Annotated in this window: 15 protein-coding genes; 7 read left to right on the plus strand and 8 right to left on the minus strand. The window is 51.7% G+C overall.

Annotated features, from left to right (window positions below; genetic code table 11):
* Positions 1 to 13: 13 nt before the first annotated feature.
* The 5 genes from dapA to fabV all read right to left on the minus strand — a co-directional run bounded on the left by dapA (position 14) and on the right by fabV (position 4,770).
* Entirely contained in the window at positions 14 to 889 is an 876-nt protein-coding gene (dapA, locus tag ACJJI5_RS20065; protein WP_444926725.1) for a 4-hydroxy-tetrahydrodipicolinate synthase, read from the minus strand.
* A gap of 92 nt (positions 890 to 981) precedes the next feature.
* Positions 982 to 1,947 (minus strand): LpxL/LpxP family Kdo(2)-lipid IV(A) lauroyl/palmitoleoyl acyltransferase, encoded by a 966-nt coding sequence (gene lpxL / locus ACJJI5_RS20070; RefSeq protein ID WP_445355029.1) that lies wholly within the window; start codon positions 1,945 to 1,947, stop codon positions 982 to 984.
* Between the two features lie 106 nt (positions 1,948 to 2,053).
* Positions 2,054 to 2,287: a DUF2789 family protein gene (locus ACJJI5_RS20075; RefSeq protein ID WP_413664456.1), complete on the minus strand. Its 234-nt coding sequence runs from the start codon at positions 2,285 to 2,287 to the stop codon at positions 2,054 to 2,056.
* A 149-nt stretch (positions 2,288 to 2,436) separates the two neighbouring features.
* On the minus strand, positions 2,437 to 3,480 hold the full coding sequence (locus ACJJI5_RS20080) for an NADP(H)-dependent aldo-keto reductase (protein WP_445355030.1): 1,044 nt from the start codon (positions 3,478 to 3,480) through the stop codon (positions 2,437 to 2,439).
* 111 nt (positions 3,481 to 3,591) lie between these two features.
* Positions 3,592 to 4,770, minus strand: coding sequence for an enoyl-ACP reductase FabV (fabV, locus tag ACJJI5_RS20085; protein WP_444895132.1), 1,179 nt, complete (start codon positions 4,768 to 4,770; stop codon positions 3,592 to 3,594).
* Between the two features lie 480 nt (positions 4,771 to 5,250).
* On the opposite strand from fabV, the gene ACJJI5_RS20090 reads away from it, so the two are divergent.
* From ACJJI5_RS20090 to ACJJI5_RS20100, 3 genes are all read left to right on the plus strand, one after another.
* Positions 5,251 to 5,679 (plus strand): acyl-CoA thioesterase, encoded by a 429-nt coding sequence (locus ACJJI5_RS20090; protein ID WP_444906363.1) that lies wholly within the window; start codon positions 5,251 to 5,253, stop codon positions 5,677 to 5,679.
* A 79-nt stretch (positions 5,680 to 5,758) separates the two neighbouring features.
* Complete coding sequence (locus tag ACJJI5_RS20095; RefSeq protein WP_445355031.1) at positions 5,759 to 6,331, plus strand: tRNA-(ms[2]io[6]A)-hydroxylase; 573 nt, start codon at positions 5,759 to 5,761, stop codon at positions 6,329 to 6,331.
* 86 nt (positions 6,332 to 6,417) lie between these two features.
* Positions 6,418 to 7,128, plus strand: coding sequence for a DUF2238 domain-containing protein (locus ACJJI5_RS20100; protein WP_445355032.1), 711 nt, complete (start codon positions 6,418 to 6,420; stop codon positions 7,126 to 7,128).
* A 9-nt stretch (positions 7,129 to 7,137) separates the two neighbouring features.
* On the opposite strand, the gene ACJJI5_RS20105 is transcribed toward ACJJI5_RS20100, so the two are convergent.
* The gene (locus ACJJI5_RS20105; RefSeq protein ID WP_445355033.1) at positions 7,138 to 7,614 is read right to left on the minus strand and encodes an Lrp/AsnC family transcriptional regulator; all 477 of its coding nucleotides are present in this window, start codon (positions 7,612 to 7,614) and stop codon (positions 7,138 to 7,140) included.
* Between the two features lie 177 nt (positions 7,615 to 7,791).
* Between ACJJI5_RS20105 and ACJJI5_RS20110 the strand changes: the two genes are divergently transcribed.
* Positions 7,792 to 9,465 carry an aminotransferase class V-fold PLP-dependent enzyme gene (locus ACJJI5_RS20110; RefSeq protein WP_445355034.1) on the plus strand — a complete coding sequence of 558 codons (1,674 nt, stop codon included), beginning with the start codon at positions 7,792 to 7,794 and terminating at the stop codon, positions 9,463 to 9,465.
* Between the two features lie 19 nt (positions 9,466 to 9,484).
* Here ACJJI5_RS20110 and ACJJI5_RS20115 read toward each other — a convergent pair whose 3' ends face one another.
* Together ACJJI5_RS20115 and ACJJI5_RS20120 are read right to left on the minus strand one after the other, a co-directional pair.
* A complete protein-coding gene (locus ACJJI5_RS20115) occupies positions 9,485 to 10,387 on the minus strand; it encodes a universal stress protein (RefSeq protein ID WP_413664448.1) in 903 nt (300 codons plus the stop codon).
* Positions 10,387 to 11,889 (minus strand): SulP family inorganic anion transporter, encoded by a 1,503-nt coding sequence (locus ACJJI5_RS20120; RefSeq protein ID WP_413664447.1) that lies wholly within the window; start codon positions 11,887 to 11,889, stop codon positions 10,387 to 10,389. The genes ACJJI5_RS20115 and ACJJI5_RS20120 overlap by 1 nt, the downstream gene beginning before the upstream one ends.
* Positions 11,890 to 12,261: 372 nt before the next feature.
* On the opposite strand from ACJJI5_RS20120, the gene ACJJI5_RS20125 reads away from it, so the two are divergent.
* The 3 genes from ACJJI5_RS20125 (at position 12,262) to ACJJI5_RS20135 (ending at position 15,652) form a co-directional block, all read left to right on the plus strand.
* Positions 12,262 to 13,542, plus strand: a complete 1,281-nt coding sequence (locus ACJJI5_RS20125; protein ID WP_413664446.1) for an efflux RND transporter periplasmic adaptor subunit — start codon at positions 12,262 to 12,264, stop codon at positions 13,540 to 13,542.
* A gap of 82 nt (positions 13,543 to 13,624) precedes the next feature.
* Positions 13,625 to 14,326: an ABC transporter ATP-binding protein gene (locus tag ACJJI5_RS20130; RefSeq protein ID WP_108731860.1), complete on the plus strand. Its 702-nt coding sequence runs from the start codon at positions 13,625 to 13,627 to the stop codon at positions 14,324 to 14,326.
* Between the two features lie 12 nt (positions 14,327 to 14,338).
* Positions 14,339 to 15,652, plus strand: coding sequence for an ABC transporter permease (locus ACJJI5_RS20135; protein WP_413664445.1), 1,314 nt, complete (start codon positions 14,339 to 14,341; stop codon positions 15,650 to 15,652).

The following is a 15,652-nucleotide window of genomic DNA, read 5'->3' on the forward strand; positions in this document are numbered from 1 at the left end:
TCAGTTCGCGGGTTTAGAGTACACCGGCACTGCGCAGAGCTTCGCGCACTGTTCCGTGGTGCTCAGGGGATAAACTTGTCAGAGGTAGGCGTATTCCACCGTCGACACGACCCATCTCCCGGAGAGCCCATTTCACCGGTATCGGATTGGACTCCAAAAACAGCACTTTGTGCAATATTTGTATTCGCTGGTCAATTGTCCGTGCAGTCACCGCATCACCGGCCAGCGCCGCTTCACACATTTGGGCCACTGCTGCGGGAGCCACATTAGCGGTTACACTAATATTTCCATGACCACCCAGTAACATTAGTTCAACCGCGGTACTATCGTCGCCAGAGTAAACGGCAAACCCTTCGGGCAGAGTATCTATTAAAACCTTAGCCCGCTCCAGGTCACCAGTGGCCTCCTTGACGCCTACGATATTGCCGACCAACGCCAGGCGCTGTACCGTTTCTGGCAGCATATCTACTGCTGTGCGGCCGGGAACATTGTAGAGAATTTGGGGAATGGAGACAGCCTTGGCCACCGCACGATAGTGCTGGTAGAGGCCTTCTTGGGTGGGCTTATTGTAATAAGGTGTAACCAGCAGACAGGCATCTGCACCACATCGGGCGGCATTCTCTGTGAGGTCAATCGCTTCAGAAGTAGAGTTTGCGCCAGTTCCAGCAATCACTGGCACTCGACCTGCCACTTGGTCCACAACACGTCGAATAACCTCAATATGCTCATTGAAGTCCAAGGTTGCAGATTCACCGGTAGTCCCCACCGCAACCAGTGCTCGGGTCCCCTGCTCGATATGCCACTCAACGAGGTTGTGCAGGCTGTCCCAATCCGGGCTTCCGTCTGCGTACATTGGGGTGGCCAGGGCCACCATACTACCGGTTAACATCCTCACTCCTTATTTTTTGCACTCCACCCGGAATACCACCGCCAGAGTCAGTTCAGTATGTTACTTAGGCCAGGGTATCTGCGCCAGTGCGACTAGCTCGCCATTCTTTTGCGTTTCTTCTTCTTTTTGCGTACCCCGTGATACACGTTTTCTGCCCCTTCAGGACGGGTCTTAAAACGGCGATGCACCCACATGTATTGTTCTGGGGCCTCGCGAATACGCGCTTCGATAAACTGGTTCACCAAAATGGCATCTTGCAGCTCATCTCCCGAAGGGATCTGCTCAATAGGATCGTAAATCTTCAAACGGTAACCTGAGCCATCATCCAGTCGTGCCACCACATAGGGCACCACTTTGGCCTTGCCGACCCTGGCGAACCGTGAGGTTCCCGTAACAGTCGCCGCCGGAACATCGAAGAAAGGAGCAAAGATCCCCTGCTTAATCCCGTAATCCTGATCCGGAGCATACCAGACCGCACGCCCGCGCTGCAGGGCTCGCAATACCCCGCGCACATCTTTACGCTGATAAACACTACCATTCTCAGTATGGCGCTCTCGCCCTTTGCGCTGCATGTAGTCATAAACCGGATTTTTGTGCGGCCGATACATGCCATCGAGAGTAATACTCATCCCCATCATGGCGGCGCCGATTTCAAGGGTAGTGAAATGCATGGCCATCAGGAGAACGCCCTGGCCTTGGGCCTGGATGGCCTGCAGGGCTTCCAGCCCTTCAAAGGTAAAGCGTTTCCGTAACCACGTTGCAGAGCGAAACCAGGCCATGCCGGTTTCCATCAAGGCGATACCACTGGACTCAAAATTACGCTTAAGAAGTTCAGTTCGCTCATTTTCCCCCAGCTCGGGGAAGCACAGCGCGAGATTACGTTCAGCAATCGTGCGCCGGCTGGTAGCTACTCTTAGCATTAGGCGGCCAAACGCACGGCCCATGGCCAACTGCCAGCGATAGGGCAATTGCGCGATCAAAAACCATAGTGCAAAAAGCAGCCAGGTCAGCCAGTAGCGAGGATGCAGCAGCGCCGCGCGAAATCGGGGTTTTTCCATCAGATCTATATCAGGGTGTGGCGCCGAGGCGCAACCTAAGTCGGTTGAAAACGACGTAGTATACCCTATGCGAAGAGAGCGGGGAGCGCGTAACAGCCACAGGAGGTCAGTGCCTTAATAGGGTGTCCAACTCATCCACTGCGACACACCAATCCGAATCATCCAAAATGGCATTCTCCAGGAACTCTCGTTGCCCATCACTCCAAAAGGAGGCGGAGGAAAGCTTCTCATGACGGTGCAAATAGTGAGTGACCAGAAATTCATGGATCTGTGCATCTTCAGACGCCAGCCCCAACTGGGAAAACAAGTCCTTCAGTGTGTGATGTCCAGTAGTTTCCATAACGATTACCGCTATCTATTCTGGCAGCCATATTTTCATGGCGACTACCCCAATTATAGTTGGGCAGCCCCTGATTCATTCCGCATTATTCCTTCGGGGCTTTCAGAGGCATCACAGGCTTTCATCAATAGAATTCAGACTCTACCCTTTTAGGGCGCCGGGTTGGGATTCCCCTGGTGTATAGCTTCGATAGCCGCTAATTGCTCACCATCCAGGGTCATTTCAATGCTGGAAATATTGGAACGCAATTGCTCGATAGTTGTGGCGCCAATGATATTTGAAGTAACAAATGGCTGCTGATTCACGAATGCCAGTGCCATCTGCGCAGGGTCCAGACCAAACTCCCGGGCCAAATCCACATAGGCCTGGGTCGCAGCCAAGGTTCGCTCTCCAGCGTAGCGCTGAAAGCGATCATAGCGGGTAAGTCGTGCACCCTCCGGCTTCCTTCCCCCCAGATACTTGCCCGAAAGAACCCCAAATGCGAGGGGGGAGTACGCCAATAGGCCACACCTCTCGCGAATAGCAATTTCAGCGCAGCCAACTTCAAAAGCCCTGTTTAAAAGACTGTAGGGGTTTTGAATCGATACAATCCTTGGCTTTCCGTAGGCAATCGACTGCTGCAGGTACTCAAACATACCCCAGGGGGTCTCATTGGAAACACCGATATGACGAACCTTACCTTGCTCAACCAACTCCTCAAGCGCGCCCAATGTTTCAGCTATAGACACACCATCGTCGCTGCCGTGGACATAGTCCAGGCGCCCGAAGAAATTAGTTTGCCTTTCAGGCCAGTGGACCTGGTAGAGGTCGATATAGTCAGTGCGCAACCGTTTTAAGGAATCATCACAAGCCTGCAAAATCTGCTCTCGGTTCAGACGGGGACCCGAGCGAATATGGCCAACACCTGAATTGGCGGCACTGCGGCCCGCCACTTTAGTTGCGACAATAACCTGGTGCCTGCCTCCTCGCGCAGCCAACCAGTTGCCGATATATTCCTCGGTTCGGCCCTGGGTTTCTGGCCGTGGCGGTACGGGATACATTTCCGCGCAATCAATAAAGTTAACCCCTTGAGATATTGCATAGTCGAGTTGCTCAGCGGATTCAGCTTCATTATTTTGTTCACCATAAGTCATGGTGCCCAGGCAAATCTGGCTGACCTTAAGGTTGGTGGTGCCGAGTTGGCGATACTCCATTGAAAAGCCCCCATAAACCGAAAAACCGGATTATGCAGCTTTGCTAGGAAGAGTTGTAGGAGTGCGTTACGGAAGGGGAAACGGGACTCCCAAATGGAGTCCCGCAAAAAATCAGCCGAATTTGGTATCTACCATAGGTGAGGTGTCTGCATCGTAATCAATGCCATCAACACCAAATCCAAACAGCTTGAGGAAGTCCGCCTGATAGCCCTTGAAGTCAGTCAAGTCAAACAGGTTCTCAGCAGTTACCTCTGGCCAGAGCTTTTCGATCTTCGCCTGAGTCTCAGGGCGCAGCTCTTTCTCGTCCATGCGTAAACGGTTCACATCATCGAGACGTGGAGTATCGGTATAGAGCCCCTCAGTGTAGAGGCGGTATAGCTGTTCGATACAGCCCTCATGAGTCCCCTCTTCTTTCATGATTTTGTACGCAAGAGAGATATAGAGTGGCATCACCGGAATAGCAGAGCTGGATTGGGTCACCAGCGCCTTCAAAACGGCAACGTTAGCCGCAGCCTTACCGTTATCGGTGATCGCTTTTGCCGCGCGATCAAGATCTTCTTTAGCTTTACCGATAGTCGCGTGACCATAAATCGGCCAGGTCAACTTTTCACCGATATAGGTATAAGCCACAGTTTTGCAGTTATCAGCCAATACCCCGGCATCACCGAGGGCCTGCATCCACAGTTCCCAATCTTCACCACCCATAACCTTGACGGTATTTGCGATCTCTTCGTCGCTCGCCGGCTCCAAAGTAATATCGGAGATCTCCAGCTTGTCAGTGTTCAGATTCTTGGCAGTGTAAGATTTGTTAATGGGCTTGAGTACAGAGCTATACAGCTCACCGCTTTTCGGATCTGTGCGACGCGGGGATGCCAAGCTGTAAACCACGAGATCAACCTGACCTAGGTCTTCTTTGATCATCTCTACAGTCTGGGCTTTCACCTCATCTGAAAAGGCATCGCCATTGATACTCTTTGCGTAAAGCCCCGCTTTGTGTGCCTCCTGCTCAAAAGCTGCGGAATTGTAATAACCCGCAGAAGCCGTGCGCTTTTCAGTAGGCGGCTTCTCGAAGAACACACCAAGGGTGCTTGCGCCGCAACCAAAAGCAGCTGTAATTCGTGATGCCAGGCCGTAGCCTGTGGAGGCACCTATCACCAGCACCTTTTTGGGCCCATTTTCGACCGCTGGCTGGGACTGAATATACTCAATCTGCTCGCGTACGTTAGCAGCGCAGCCCTGCGGGTGGGCATTGGTACAAATAAAACCGCGTACTTTCGGCTGGATGATCATCCTTACAGTCTCTCCCTTCGTCTTTTGGGAATCGTTGTTACCTGATTACAGATACGCTGGTGGCGCTCCGGAGAACTATCAACCCAAGGTCGTGAGTGCGACGCCTGGGTCAGGTTCGTGGGCCATTCTAATCTCTGTCGCCGAGGAGTCCCATAGCGGTATTTCCCACAATCGATAGATGACGTCCAAAATATCTACTATCCCGGCCAAAGCGCCATATCCTGTTTAAAACCCAAACAGGAAATCGATATTTCCTGACTTTCCTGCACATAAAAGGGGCTACAGTGATTAATGTCGCGCCAAGCCGGTGCCACAAAAGGGCTAATTGACATATTTCCACAGGAAAATTCATCAACCGCGCTTTTTCTGGCTTGGCACGCTGTATGCAGTCTCACCAGTGAAGGAAGCTTTTCGCTGTCATACAGCAAGCCAGGGATGGCTCGAGCGTTGTTCAACCTGTAGTAAGTTAGGAAGGTCAGAGTGAAATACTATTCGCGACACTGTGTGAAACCCGGAGACCTCAATCCCGCCCAGCGCCTGTTTGGCGGACAGCTACTGTCCTGGATTGATGAGGAAGCGGCAATCTTTGCCGGCTGCCAGATGGGTACTCCAATGCTGGTCACCAAACTGATGTCGGAAATTGACTTCGTCAGCTCCGCTTGCTGCGGTGATGTGGTGGAGTTTGGATTCGAAGTGGTTGGTATCGGCCAAACCTCTCTCACAGTCCATTGTGAGGTTCGCAACAAACAGTCACAGCAGCTGATTGTGCAAGTGGACCAAATTGTTTTTGTCGCGCTGGACGCACATGGCAAGCCTACCCCTCACGCAAAGGCCGGCATGTCCCTGGAACAGGCCCGAATTGTTACTCAACAAGAGCGGGAGGTTCGCGAACGCAGAATTGCCAGCTGACTCTACCCCGGAGCAATAACGCTCTAGAGCAGTGAACCGGTGGCGGTATACTGACGCTTTGCACTAACCGCCATCGACTATGTTTGAACTGCGATTTCACACCCCCAAATCCTGGGCTCAAGTGGTGCTCGCCGACTTTGATCGATTCCTGCAAGACCATGCTGCCGCAGAGAAAAAGGCCTCCGGCATGGCGGTATCCATGTTCTCTCACTATCCCGACAAGCCCGTTTTAGTGGAAGCCATGATCAACCTGGCACTGGAAGAAATGAACCACTTCCGCCAGGTTATCAAGATTATGCATGATCGAGGGATCTACCAGGCACCGGATGTGAAAGATCCGTATATCAACACCCTGCGCCAACTGATTCGCCGGGGGCCAGATGAATACTTGATGGACCGCCTGCTCACCGCAGCGATCATCGAAGCGCGGGGGTGCGAACGCTTTGGACTGGTGGCTGAGGCACTGCCAGCTGGCCCCCTGAAAACCTTCTACCAGGTCATCGCTGATAGCGAGGCTCGCCACCACGAACTATTTGCTGAACTCGCCCTGGAGTACTTTCCCCGCGAAAAAGTGGAAGCGAGGCTATCTGAATTACTCGACGAGGAAGCCGCGATTACTGCCGCACTCCCATACCGCGCGGCATTGCATTAGCGGGCCGTAATTCGACGCAATTCCTATTCCCCTTTAATGGTGTATCCTGGCGCCAATCTCTAGCCCGACGTAGAGGCGCCAAACATATGCAGATTTTCCTTCGCCAACACTGGTTCCGCCTGTTCTTATTGACCACATTTGCCATTACCTGGGCCTGGTCTGCCTGGAACCCCCTGCACCCCGATGACTGGTTGCTGGAGAACTATCTGGTATTTGCCGCTCTACCGATCATTTTGATCAGTGCACGGAGTTTTCCCTTATCGAATATCTCCTATACATTGATCACCATCTTCATCTGCCTTCATGTGATCGGCTCTCACTACACCTATGCCGAAACGCCTTTTGGCTACACCTTGCAGGAATGGCTGGGCTCCGATCGCAATATGTACGACCGCCTGGTGCATTTCAGCTTTGGCCTTCTCCTGGCCTATCCGGTGCGAGAGGTTCTTGTGCGCCTGGCTCAGCTGCGTGGATTCTGGGCCTATTTCTTCCCGGTAGACGTGACTTTTGCGCTCTCATCAATCTACGAAATCATCGAGTGGCAAGCGGCAAAAGCTGTCTCTCCAGAATTGGGCGCAGCCTTCCTCGGATCTCAGGGAGATATTTGGGATGCGCAGAAAGACATGCTGCTGGCGGGGCTCGGCTCTATCACCACCATGCTGGTGGTACTCGCCCTGAACCTGTGGTTGAACTCCAACGCCTGGAGTGATATTCGCAACAGTCTTAAGGCCCCCCCGGGTGACAGCGCCCTGGGAGAAACCCGATTGCGCCACTGGTGGAGTAATCGACGCGGCTAGAGTCCAGCCCTATTTGGACAATGCGTGATTTAGCGGTAAACGGGTTGTCTGCTTCATCGTCTCCATTACAAAACTGGAGCTGACATCAAACAGGTCGGCCTTGATCAGTTCCTTATAGAGACGATCGTAGCCAGGCATATCGGTGACTACCGCTTTGATCAGATAGTCCAAATCTCCACTCATACGATGGACCTCAAGAATTTCAGCCACCCCCTGTACCAGTTCGCCAAAACGGGCGGCCCACTGATCGTTGTGCTGGTTGGTACGAATTGAGATATAAACCGTCAGCGGCAAGTTCAGTTTTTGCTGATCGAGGAGGGTAACCCTGTCGCAAATCACCCCCTCACTCTCAAGACGCTGAATGCGGCGCCAGCATGCCGACTTGGACATCCCAACCCGCTCGGCAATATCCCCCACTGACAGGGTCGCATCAGCCTGCAACAGCTCGAGTATTGCCCTATCCAATTTGCTTAATCCTTCAGTCATCACTCAGTCCCCGCCTCGCCCAATCACACAAAATGACGCCTTATGGCACAGTTTTACGATTTAAATCTTATTATCGGCACATTTATTCATAAATTGCACAATAAAAGATACAAGTAGAGACATTGTTTCAAGCATTCGGGACTAAAGTGAGCCCCACAAAACAGGGGAAAGGAAATCATGACAGACCTGATAAAGCACATCCGCGACTCGGTAATCGGCGAATTGCAAGCAATCGTAACGCCGTTTGGAAAACGTCCTCTGGTGTACGCCGACTACACAGCTTCCGGTCGTGCGCTGACATTTATCGAAGAGACTATCCGCCAGCAGGTACTGCCCTTCTATGCCAATACCCACAGCGAGAGCTCCTATACCGGTGCCCATACCACCGCGCTACGGGAGCAGGCCCGTGAAGAAATTCGTCAGGCAGTCAACGCCAGCGATAACCATAAAGTGATTTTTTGTGGTTCTGGTGCAACAGCGGCGATCAACAAATTGATCGATATTCTCAACTTGCGCCTGCCCGCAGACCTGGATAGGCAACACCAGCTCTTAAGTAGAATTCCCGAACATGATCGCCCGGTTATTTTTATCGGCCCATACGAGCACCATTCCAATGAACTCCCCTGGCGAGAGAGCATTGCCGATTTAATCGCTATTCCACTGGATCAAAGTGGAAAACTTGACCTTGAAGTACTGGAATCAGAACTGCGCGCCCATGCCCATAGACCACACAAAATCGGCAGTTTTTCTGCGGCCTCTAACGTAACCGGAATCAAAACAGATGTAGAGGCAGTGACTGCACTCCTTAAAAAACACGGAGCTTTATCTTTTTGGGACTACGCCGCCGCAGCACCCTATGTGCAAATTAATATGCAAGGGCCAGCAACGCCGGATAGCCACTACCAAAAGGATGCCGTGTTTATCTCCCCGCACAAATTCATCGGAGGACCTGGTACCCCAGGTATTCTGGTTGTACACGAAGACCTGCTGAAAAACTCGGTACCTGCCACACCGGGAGGCGGTACCGTCCTTTATGTCACACCGGAAGATCACCGCTATCTGGAAGACGCCGAGCGCAGTGAAGAGGGCGGCACTCCAGCCATTATCGAGTCGATCAGGGCCGGTATGGTTTTCAAACTTCAACAGACGGTGGGCGCAAAAGAGATTGGTCGACGCGAAACCCAATTTTTACAGCGGGCACTGCAACGCTGGTCGGAGGAAGAGGCCATTGAGATACTCGGCAATACTGACCCTGCGCGACTATCCATCATCTCCCTGCGAATTAAATGGAACAATAAGGACCTTCACTACGGTTTTGTAGTGGCATTGCTCAATGACCTGTTTGGTATTCAGGTTCGCGGAGGCTGCTCCTGTGCCGGTCCCTATGGGCACGCTTTATTGGGCATCGATATGGCCCACAGTAAATCCTTGGAAGAACAAATCCTGCAAGGTCACAAGGTACTGAGACCCGGTTGGATAAGACTCAATTTTAACTATTTTATCAGCGAGGAAGTCTTCGAATACTTATTGGAGGCAGTGGCCCTGGTCGCCAACTACGGCTGGAGATTGTTGCCGTTTTACCGTTTTGACCCAATCACCGGCGTATGGCGATATCAGGATAAGAAAATAAGGACATTGATTGATATTTCTCAGCTGACATTTACCGAGAAAGACACGCAACAAGAGCAGGAAAATCGTTGCAACTTAGATCTTAAAAGCTATTTAGTGATGGGAGAAAAAGAGCTTCGCAAAGTTGGTCGCGAAGCCCATTTCTACGATTTAAGACTACCCGATGAGGCAGAACCCCTACGCTGGTTTGCCAGCCCCCGGGAAGCGGCACTGGCACTTTAAGTGGGAAGCGAAGGGGCTTCTACCGCAACAGCAACAGAGGCTGGCGGGCTTTCAACAACATTTTAACGGTGATGCTTCCCATCAGAAGGTCGTGCAGGCGGTTGTGACTGAAAGCTCCCATCACGGTTAGGTCAATCTGGTGCTCGGTTTGGTAGGCCACCAAAGCTTCAACGGTATTGCCGGTGAGATTACTGGCAGTGCAAGTGAGTCCTGCAGAATCCAGTTTGGCCGAGGCTTCAGCCAACAAATTCTCCGCAGTTTCAGCGGGCCCTACATAGACAAGGTGACAGGAGAGTTCGCGAAATAATGGGCTCTCTGCAACCATCGCCAATGCCTTGCACGAGGCCTCACTGCCATCGTAGGCAAGCATCACCCTGCTGGGCTCTGTGAAGTCCCGATTGACCACCAAAATCGGCTTGTGCAGTGAGCGCACTACTGTCTCCAGGTGAGCGCCAAGTCCACGCTCAGAATCCCCGTGCTCTTCACCGCGAATTCCCAACACCAGCGCGCGAATGGAGTCTTCCATTTCCACCACTGATTCTGTCAGGCTGTCGTGACGCTGGCAGGCTTTGATATTTTGCACACCGGCATCTTCGGCGCGGCTGCGGGCGGCCTGTAGCATCAGCTTGCCCTGCTGCACCATTAACTGCGCCCGCTGCTGCTCCAGCGCAGTTAACTCTTCCAGCAACTCCTCCTGACTTCCCAGGCCAATACTGCCGGTAAAATCGGTTACCGCAGGGACACTGCTTCTTTCGATGTTGTGCAACAGCTTCAGCGGTGCTTGCAGGCTCCTGGCCAGCCAGGCCGAGTAATCACACACCGCTCCAGTGTAATGAGAGCCATCGATACAAGAGAGTATCAATGGCGCTTTGCCGCCATTACCTGTGTTCTCATTGTTATTTTCGCTGTTGCTTACGGCCATCAATGTCCTCCAAGAACCCGCTCAATTTCCTCGGGCTTATCGTGTACGCCAAAACGGTCGACGATCGTTTCACTGGCCTCATTCAGTCCTACCAGCTCAACTTGTGCTCCCTCGCGGCGGAACTTAAGCACCACCTTGTCTAGCGCATTAACCCCGGAAACATCCCAGAAATGCGCGCGGTTGAGGTCGATCACCACCGTATCCACCACCTCTTTGAAATCAAATGAAGCGGTAAACTTATCGGCTGAATTGAAAAATACCTGCCCAATGACCTTGTAAGTGCGGCGACTCTGCTTTTCATCCAGGGAGCTGCTCACATACATAAAGTGACTGACTTTGTTGGCAAAGAACAGCGATGCCAACAGCACACCGACAAATACACCATAGGCCAGGTTGTGAGTCCACACTACCACAACCACAGTGGCCAGCATGACCAAATTTGTAGAGAGTGGGTAGTGCTTCAGGTTGCGGATGGAGCCCCAGTCAAAGGTGCCGATAGAGACCATAATCATGACTGCCACCAGCGCCGCCATGGGGATCACAGCAACCCAGTCACTGATAAACACTACCAGTGTCAGCAGACCGATACCGGCCACCAGAGTGGAAAGACGGCCGCGGCCACCGGATTTCACATTAATAACAGACTGGCCGATCATCGCACAGCCAGCCATACCACCCAGGGTACCCGCAGCAATATTGGCAATACCCTGACCTTTACACTCGCGGTTCTTGTCACTGGTAGTATCCGTCAGGTCGTCGACAATCGTCGCGGTCATCAGGGATTCCAGCAAGCCCACGACGGCCAGACCTGCGGAGTAGGGAAAGATAATCTGTAAGGTTTCAAAGTTAAGCGGAACTTCTGGCCAGAGGAAAACAGGCAAAGTATCCGGCAGCTCACCCATATCGCCGACAGTGCGAATATCCAATCCCATCGTCACTGCCACTGCGGTGAGGAGCAGAATACACACCAGCGGTGATGGCACAGCCTTGCCAATCACGGGGATATAAGGGAACAGGTAAATAATCCCCAGACCCGCCGCAGTCATTGCATAGACTTCCCAGGTGCCGCCGATCAATTCCGGCATTTGCGCCAGGAATATCAATATTGCCAGGGCATTGACGAACCCTGTCACCACAGCCCGGGAGACAAAACTCATTAAGCTCCCCAGCTTCAGGTAACCCGCAATAATCTGCAGTACCCCAGTCAATAAGGTTGCCGCAAGCAGATACTGCAACCCGTGTTCTTTCACCAGAGTCACCATCAGCAGAGCCATGGCCCCGGTGGCAGCGGAGATCATTCCCGGGCGACCGCCGACAAATGCAATCACAACAGCGATACAGAAAGAGGCGTAGAGCCCGACCCTGGGGTCAACGCCCGCAATGATCGAGAAAGCGATGGCTTCGGGTATCAAAGCCAGGGCCACTACCAGGCCGGCGAGAACATCCCGACGTATGTTGCCGAACCAGTCGGCTTTGGTCGATGAGAGCAGCGAAGGAAACATAGGAGACAGCTAATTAAATTGAGATTGATCAAAAAAAGGCCGCGCACTCTAACATAAACGGCAGTAACCCCGCATGGCGCAGCCTCCCTCTCCCCACTTTTCCCCTGATAAATATCAGAACTGTCCACAGCTGTTCGACCGCGGACAAGGCGGACACCGGACACTTTTTGCGGACACCATTAAGAAAACAAAAAAACACAAAAAACTAAAAAAGTCTTTTTATATCAACAGGTTAAATAAAATTTAACTGTTGGCATGCTTATTGCGATACCCCTCCTAACAAGCAGATTCTTAGCTCTGAATCCAAATTTCCAAAAGCCTGCATCCAAATAGCAATGACAGGCAAAACAGCAAGAGAAACGGAAAGCCGCAATGATTAGAGATACTTCCGGACAAGATACCAAGATAGAAGCCGTGCCGGTTTGGAAGAACAAAAAGGTCGTCAAAGCCTCGGTATTTGCCGGTTTGACATTGGCATTCCTGACCTGGGGTATTAGCTCCTGGCACAGCAATAGCTCTGTCGACAGCACCCTCTCCCTGTCTCAAGTCAATATCGCCCAGGTCCAGCGAGGAGACCTGGTGCGAGATCTGGTGGTTCAGGGCCAAGTGGTCGCCGCAAACAGCCCCACACTTTTCAGCCCTGCCCAGGGCATTGTGAAGTTTGCAGTGAAAGCTGGGGATACCGTTGACGAAGGGCAGTTGTTGGCCACCGTCGACAGCCCGGAACTATCCAATCAGCTGGCCCAGGAAAACGCTCAACTCAACCAGCTGACGGTGAACCTGCAGCGCCAAAAAATCCAGGCCAAACGCCAGCATATGGAAAACCAGCAAAAGGCCGACCTGGCCAAAGTCAACCTCACCGCTGCCAAACGAGAATTGAGGCGAGCAGAGTTGTCGATGGAAAAGCAAATTATCTCGCGGCTGGATTTTGAAAAAACCAAGGACGATATGGCCCGCGCCCAGCTGGAGTACGAACAAGCCGTACAAAATGCGGGACTGGAAAAAGAATCACTGACCTTTGAAACCCAGAACCTGGAACTCCAGGTCTCACAACAACGCCTTCAGGTAGAAGAAACTGAGCGCCGAGTGCGCGAGCTGAACATTATCTCACCGGTCAACGGCACCATCGGTAGCTTAGCTGTGGCACAGCGCAGCGCCGTGGGCGCCAATGCGCCACTTATTACAGTTGTCGATCTCACCAGTTTTGAACTCGAGGCCAAAGTGCCGGAAAACTATGCCGACGACCTGGGTATCAGCATGGCCGTGGTAATCAAACTCGGTGGAAAAGAGCTACCAGGGGAAATTACTGCAATCTCCCCCGAGGTTATAAACGGCCAGGTGGTCGCACGGGTTCGTTTCACTGAGGGGCAGCCGAAAAAGCTTCGACAAAATCTCCGCCTCACCGCCCGCATACTGCTGGAAAACCGCAATAACGTGCTACTGGTCAAACGCGGTGGCTTCCTCGATCAAAGCGGTGGCAACCATGCCTTTCGTTTGAACAGCGAACAACAGGCAGAGCGAGTTTCCATCCAGATAGGCGCCTTTGGCTTAAAACAGGTAGAGATTATCTCAGGTCTACAAGAGGGAGACAGAATCATTATCTCCTCTTCCGAGGAACTCGAAAATGCCCAGCTAATTGCGCTGACAGATTAACCCCAAATTCAAATTGGAGCTCAGTAAAGCTCTTTAGTAAATCAATCAATAATTTAAAGTTTAAGAAAAAGGGAATATCGCAATGTTGAAAATGAACAATATCCGTAAAAGTTTCCGTACCGATACTATCGAAACTCATGCGCTGCGCGATTTCAGCCTTGAAGTTAAAGAGGGTGAGTTTGTTTCTGTGACCGGCCCCAGTGGCTCCGGTAAAACCACCTTTCTCAACATCGCCGGCCTACTGGAAACGCCCACCAGTGGAGAGTACCTGCTCGACGGTGAGAATGTTAGTAATCTCAATGACCGCCAGCGCTCACATCTGCGCAACGAAAAAATAGGCTTTATTTTCCAGGGGTTTAACCTGATTCCCGACCTAACTTTATTCGACAATATCGACGTTCCCCTGCGCTATCGTGGTTTCAATGCAAAAGAACGTCGCAAGCGTATTGAAAAAGTGCTCGAGCAGGTAGGCCTTTCTGCACGCGCTAAACACCTGCCGGCACAGCTCTCCGGTGGACAGCAGCAACGTATCGCTATCGCCCGCGCTTTAGCTGGCGAACCCCGTTTTCTACTTGCGGATGAGCCCACCGGTAACCTCGACTCCTTAATGGCCCGCCAGGTAATGGAGCTACTGGAGTTTATTAACGAGTGGGGAACCACCATCGTAATGGTTACCCACGATCCAGAACTCGCACGCCGTGCCCACCGCAACATCCAGATTGTAGATGGACAGGTTTGCGATTTACGTGCGGTCCCCGAGCAGCCTGCTGCCGTTACTGCTTAAGGAGACTGCACCATGTTTGGATACTATATTTCCCTGGCCCTACGAAGTTTGCGCGGAACCCCGATTTTAAGCAGCTTAATGGTTGCCGCTATTGCAGTCGGTGTCGGCGCCTCTATGACGGTGCTGACCCTGAACTACACTATGTCCCAGAATGCTTTAAAGCACAAAGACGACGTTCTCTTTGCCGTACAGCTAGACAGTTGGGATGTTAATAAAGCTTACAAAAGTAAGAATGAAATACCCTGGCAGCTGACCTATCGGGACGCCGAAGCGTTATTGCGCTCAGATATTCCCACCCGCCAAGTTGCCATGCATCGCTACGGTTTTACCGTTGAGATTGAAAATTCTGCTATTAGACCTTTTGAATCACATACCCGGGTAACTACCCGAGACTTTTTCGCTTTGTTCGATGTGCCCTTTATTTATGGTGGCACTTGGGAAAAGTCTGCTGATAGCTCTCCTACTCAAGTAGTTGTGCTTTCCAAGCCGACAAATGACAAGCTTTTCTCTGGTCAAAATAGCGTTGGAAAGACAATAAAACTCAACGACGAACCCTATACGGTAGTGGGCGTTATCGACACTTGGGAGCCCTCACCAAAGGTATATGATGTCAACAACAGCCCGTTTGATACAGTAGAAGAGTTATTCATACCCTTTGGCTTACACCGCAAATTGGAAATTCACAGCTGGGGCAACACCAATGGCTGGGACAATGCCGATCCGCAGGGATATGAAGAGTTTCTACAGAGTGAATATCTCTGGGTTCAATACTGGGTTGAACTTACAACTAGCGAACAAAAAGCACATTACGAAAATTTTCTTCGTGCTTATATTCAGCAAGAGAAAGCTCAAGGACGTTTCGAGCGACCACTAAAGTTTGCCTTGAGTAAGCCATCTGAGTGGTTGGTTCTCAATGAGGTACTCAGCGATGACAACCGCATTCTTGGGTGGGTTTCTTTGGCGTTTCTCCTGGTATGTATTATCAATGCCGTTGCATTATTGTTGGCAAAATTTCTACGCAAAGCACCAGAAGCTGGTGTGCGTCGCGCCTTGGGAGCAAGTAGAAGTGCGATTTTCACCCAGCACTTAATTGAAAGCGCAACCATAGGAATCATCGGCGGAGTAGCAGGTATTTTTCTCGCCATACTCGGCCTTAGCGGCATTCGCTACCTGGCCATGGGCCAAATCGACACACTTCCAACTATGGATTGGGTCATGATGGTTGCGGCTATTGGCCTGGCTATTGTCGCAAGCCTATTGGCAGGTTTCTATCCAGCATTGAAGATCAGTCAAACCAACCCTTCTATCTACCTGAAAACCCAGTAA

The sequence above is a fragment of the Microbulbifer maximicatervae (SeqCode) genome, from assembly GCF_052467955.1.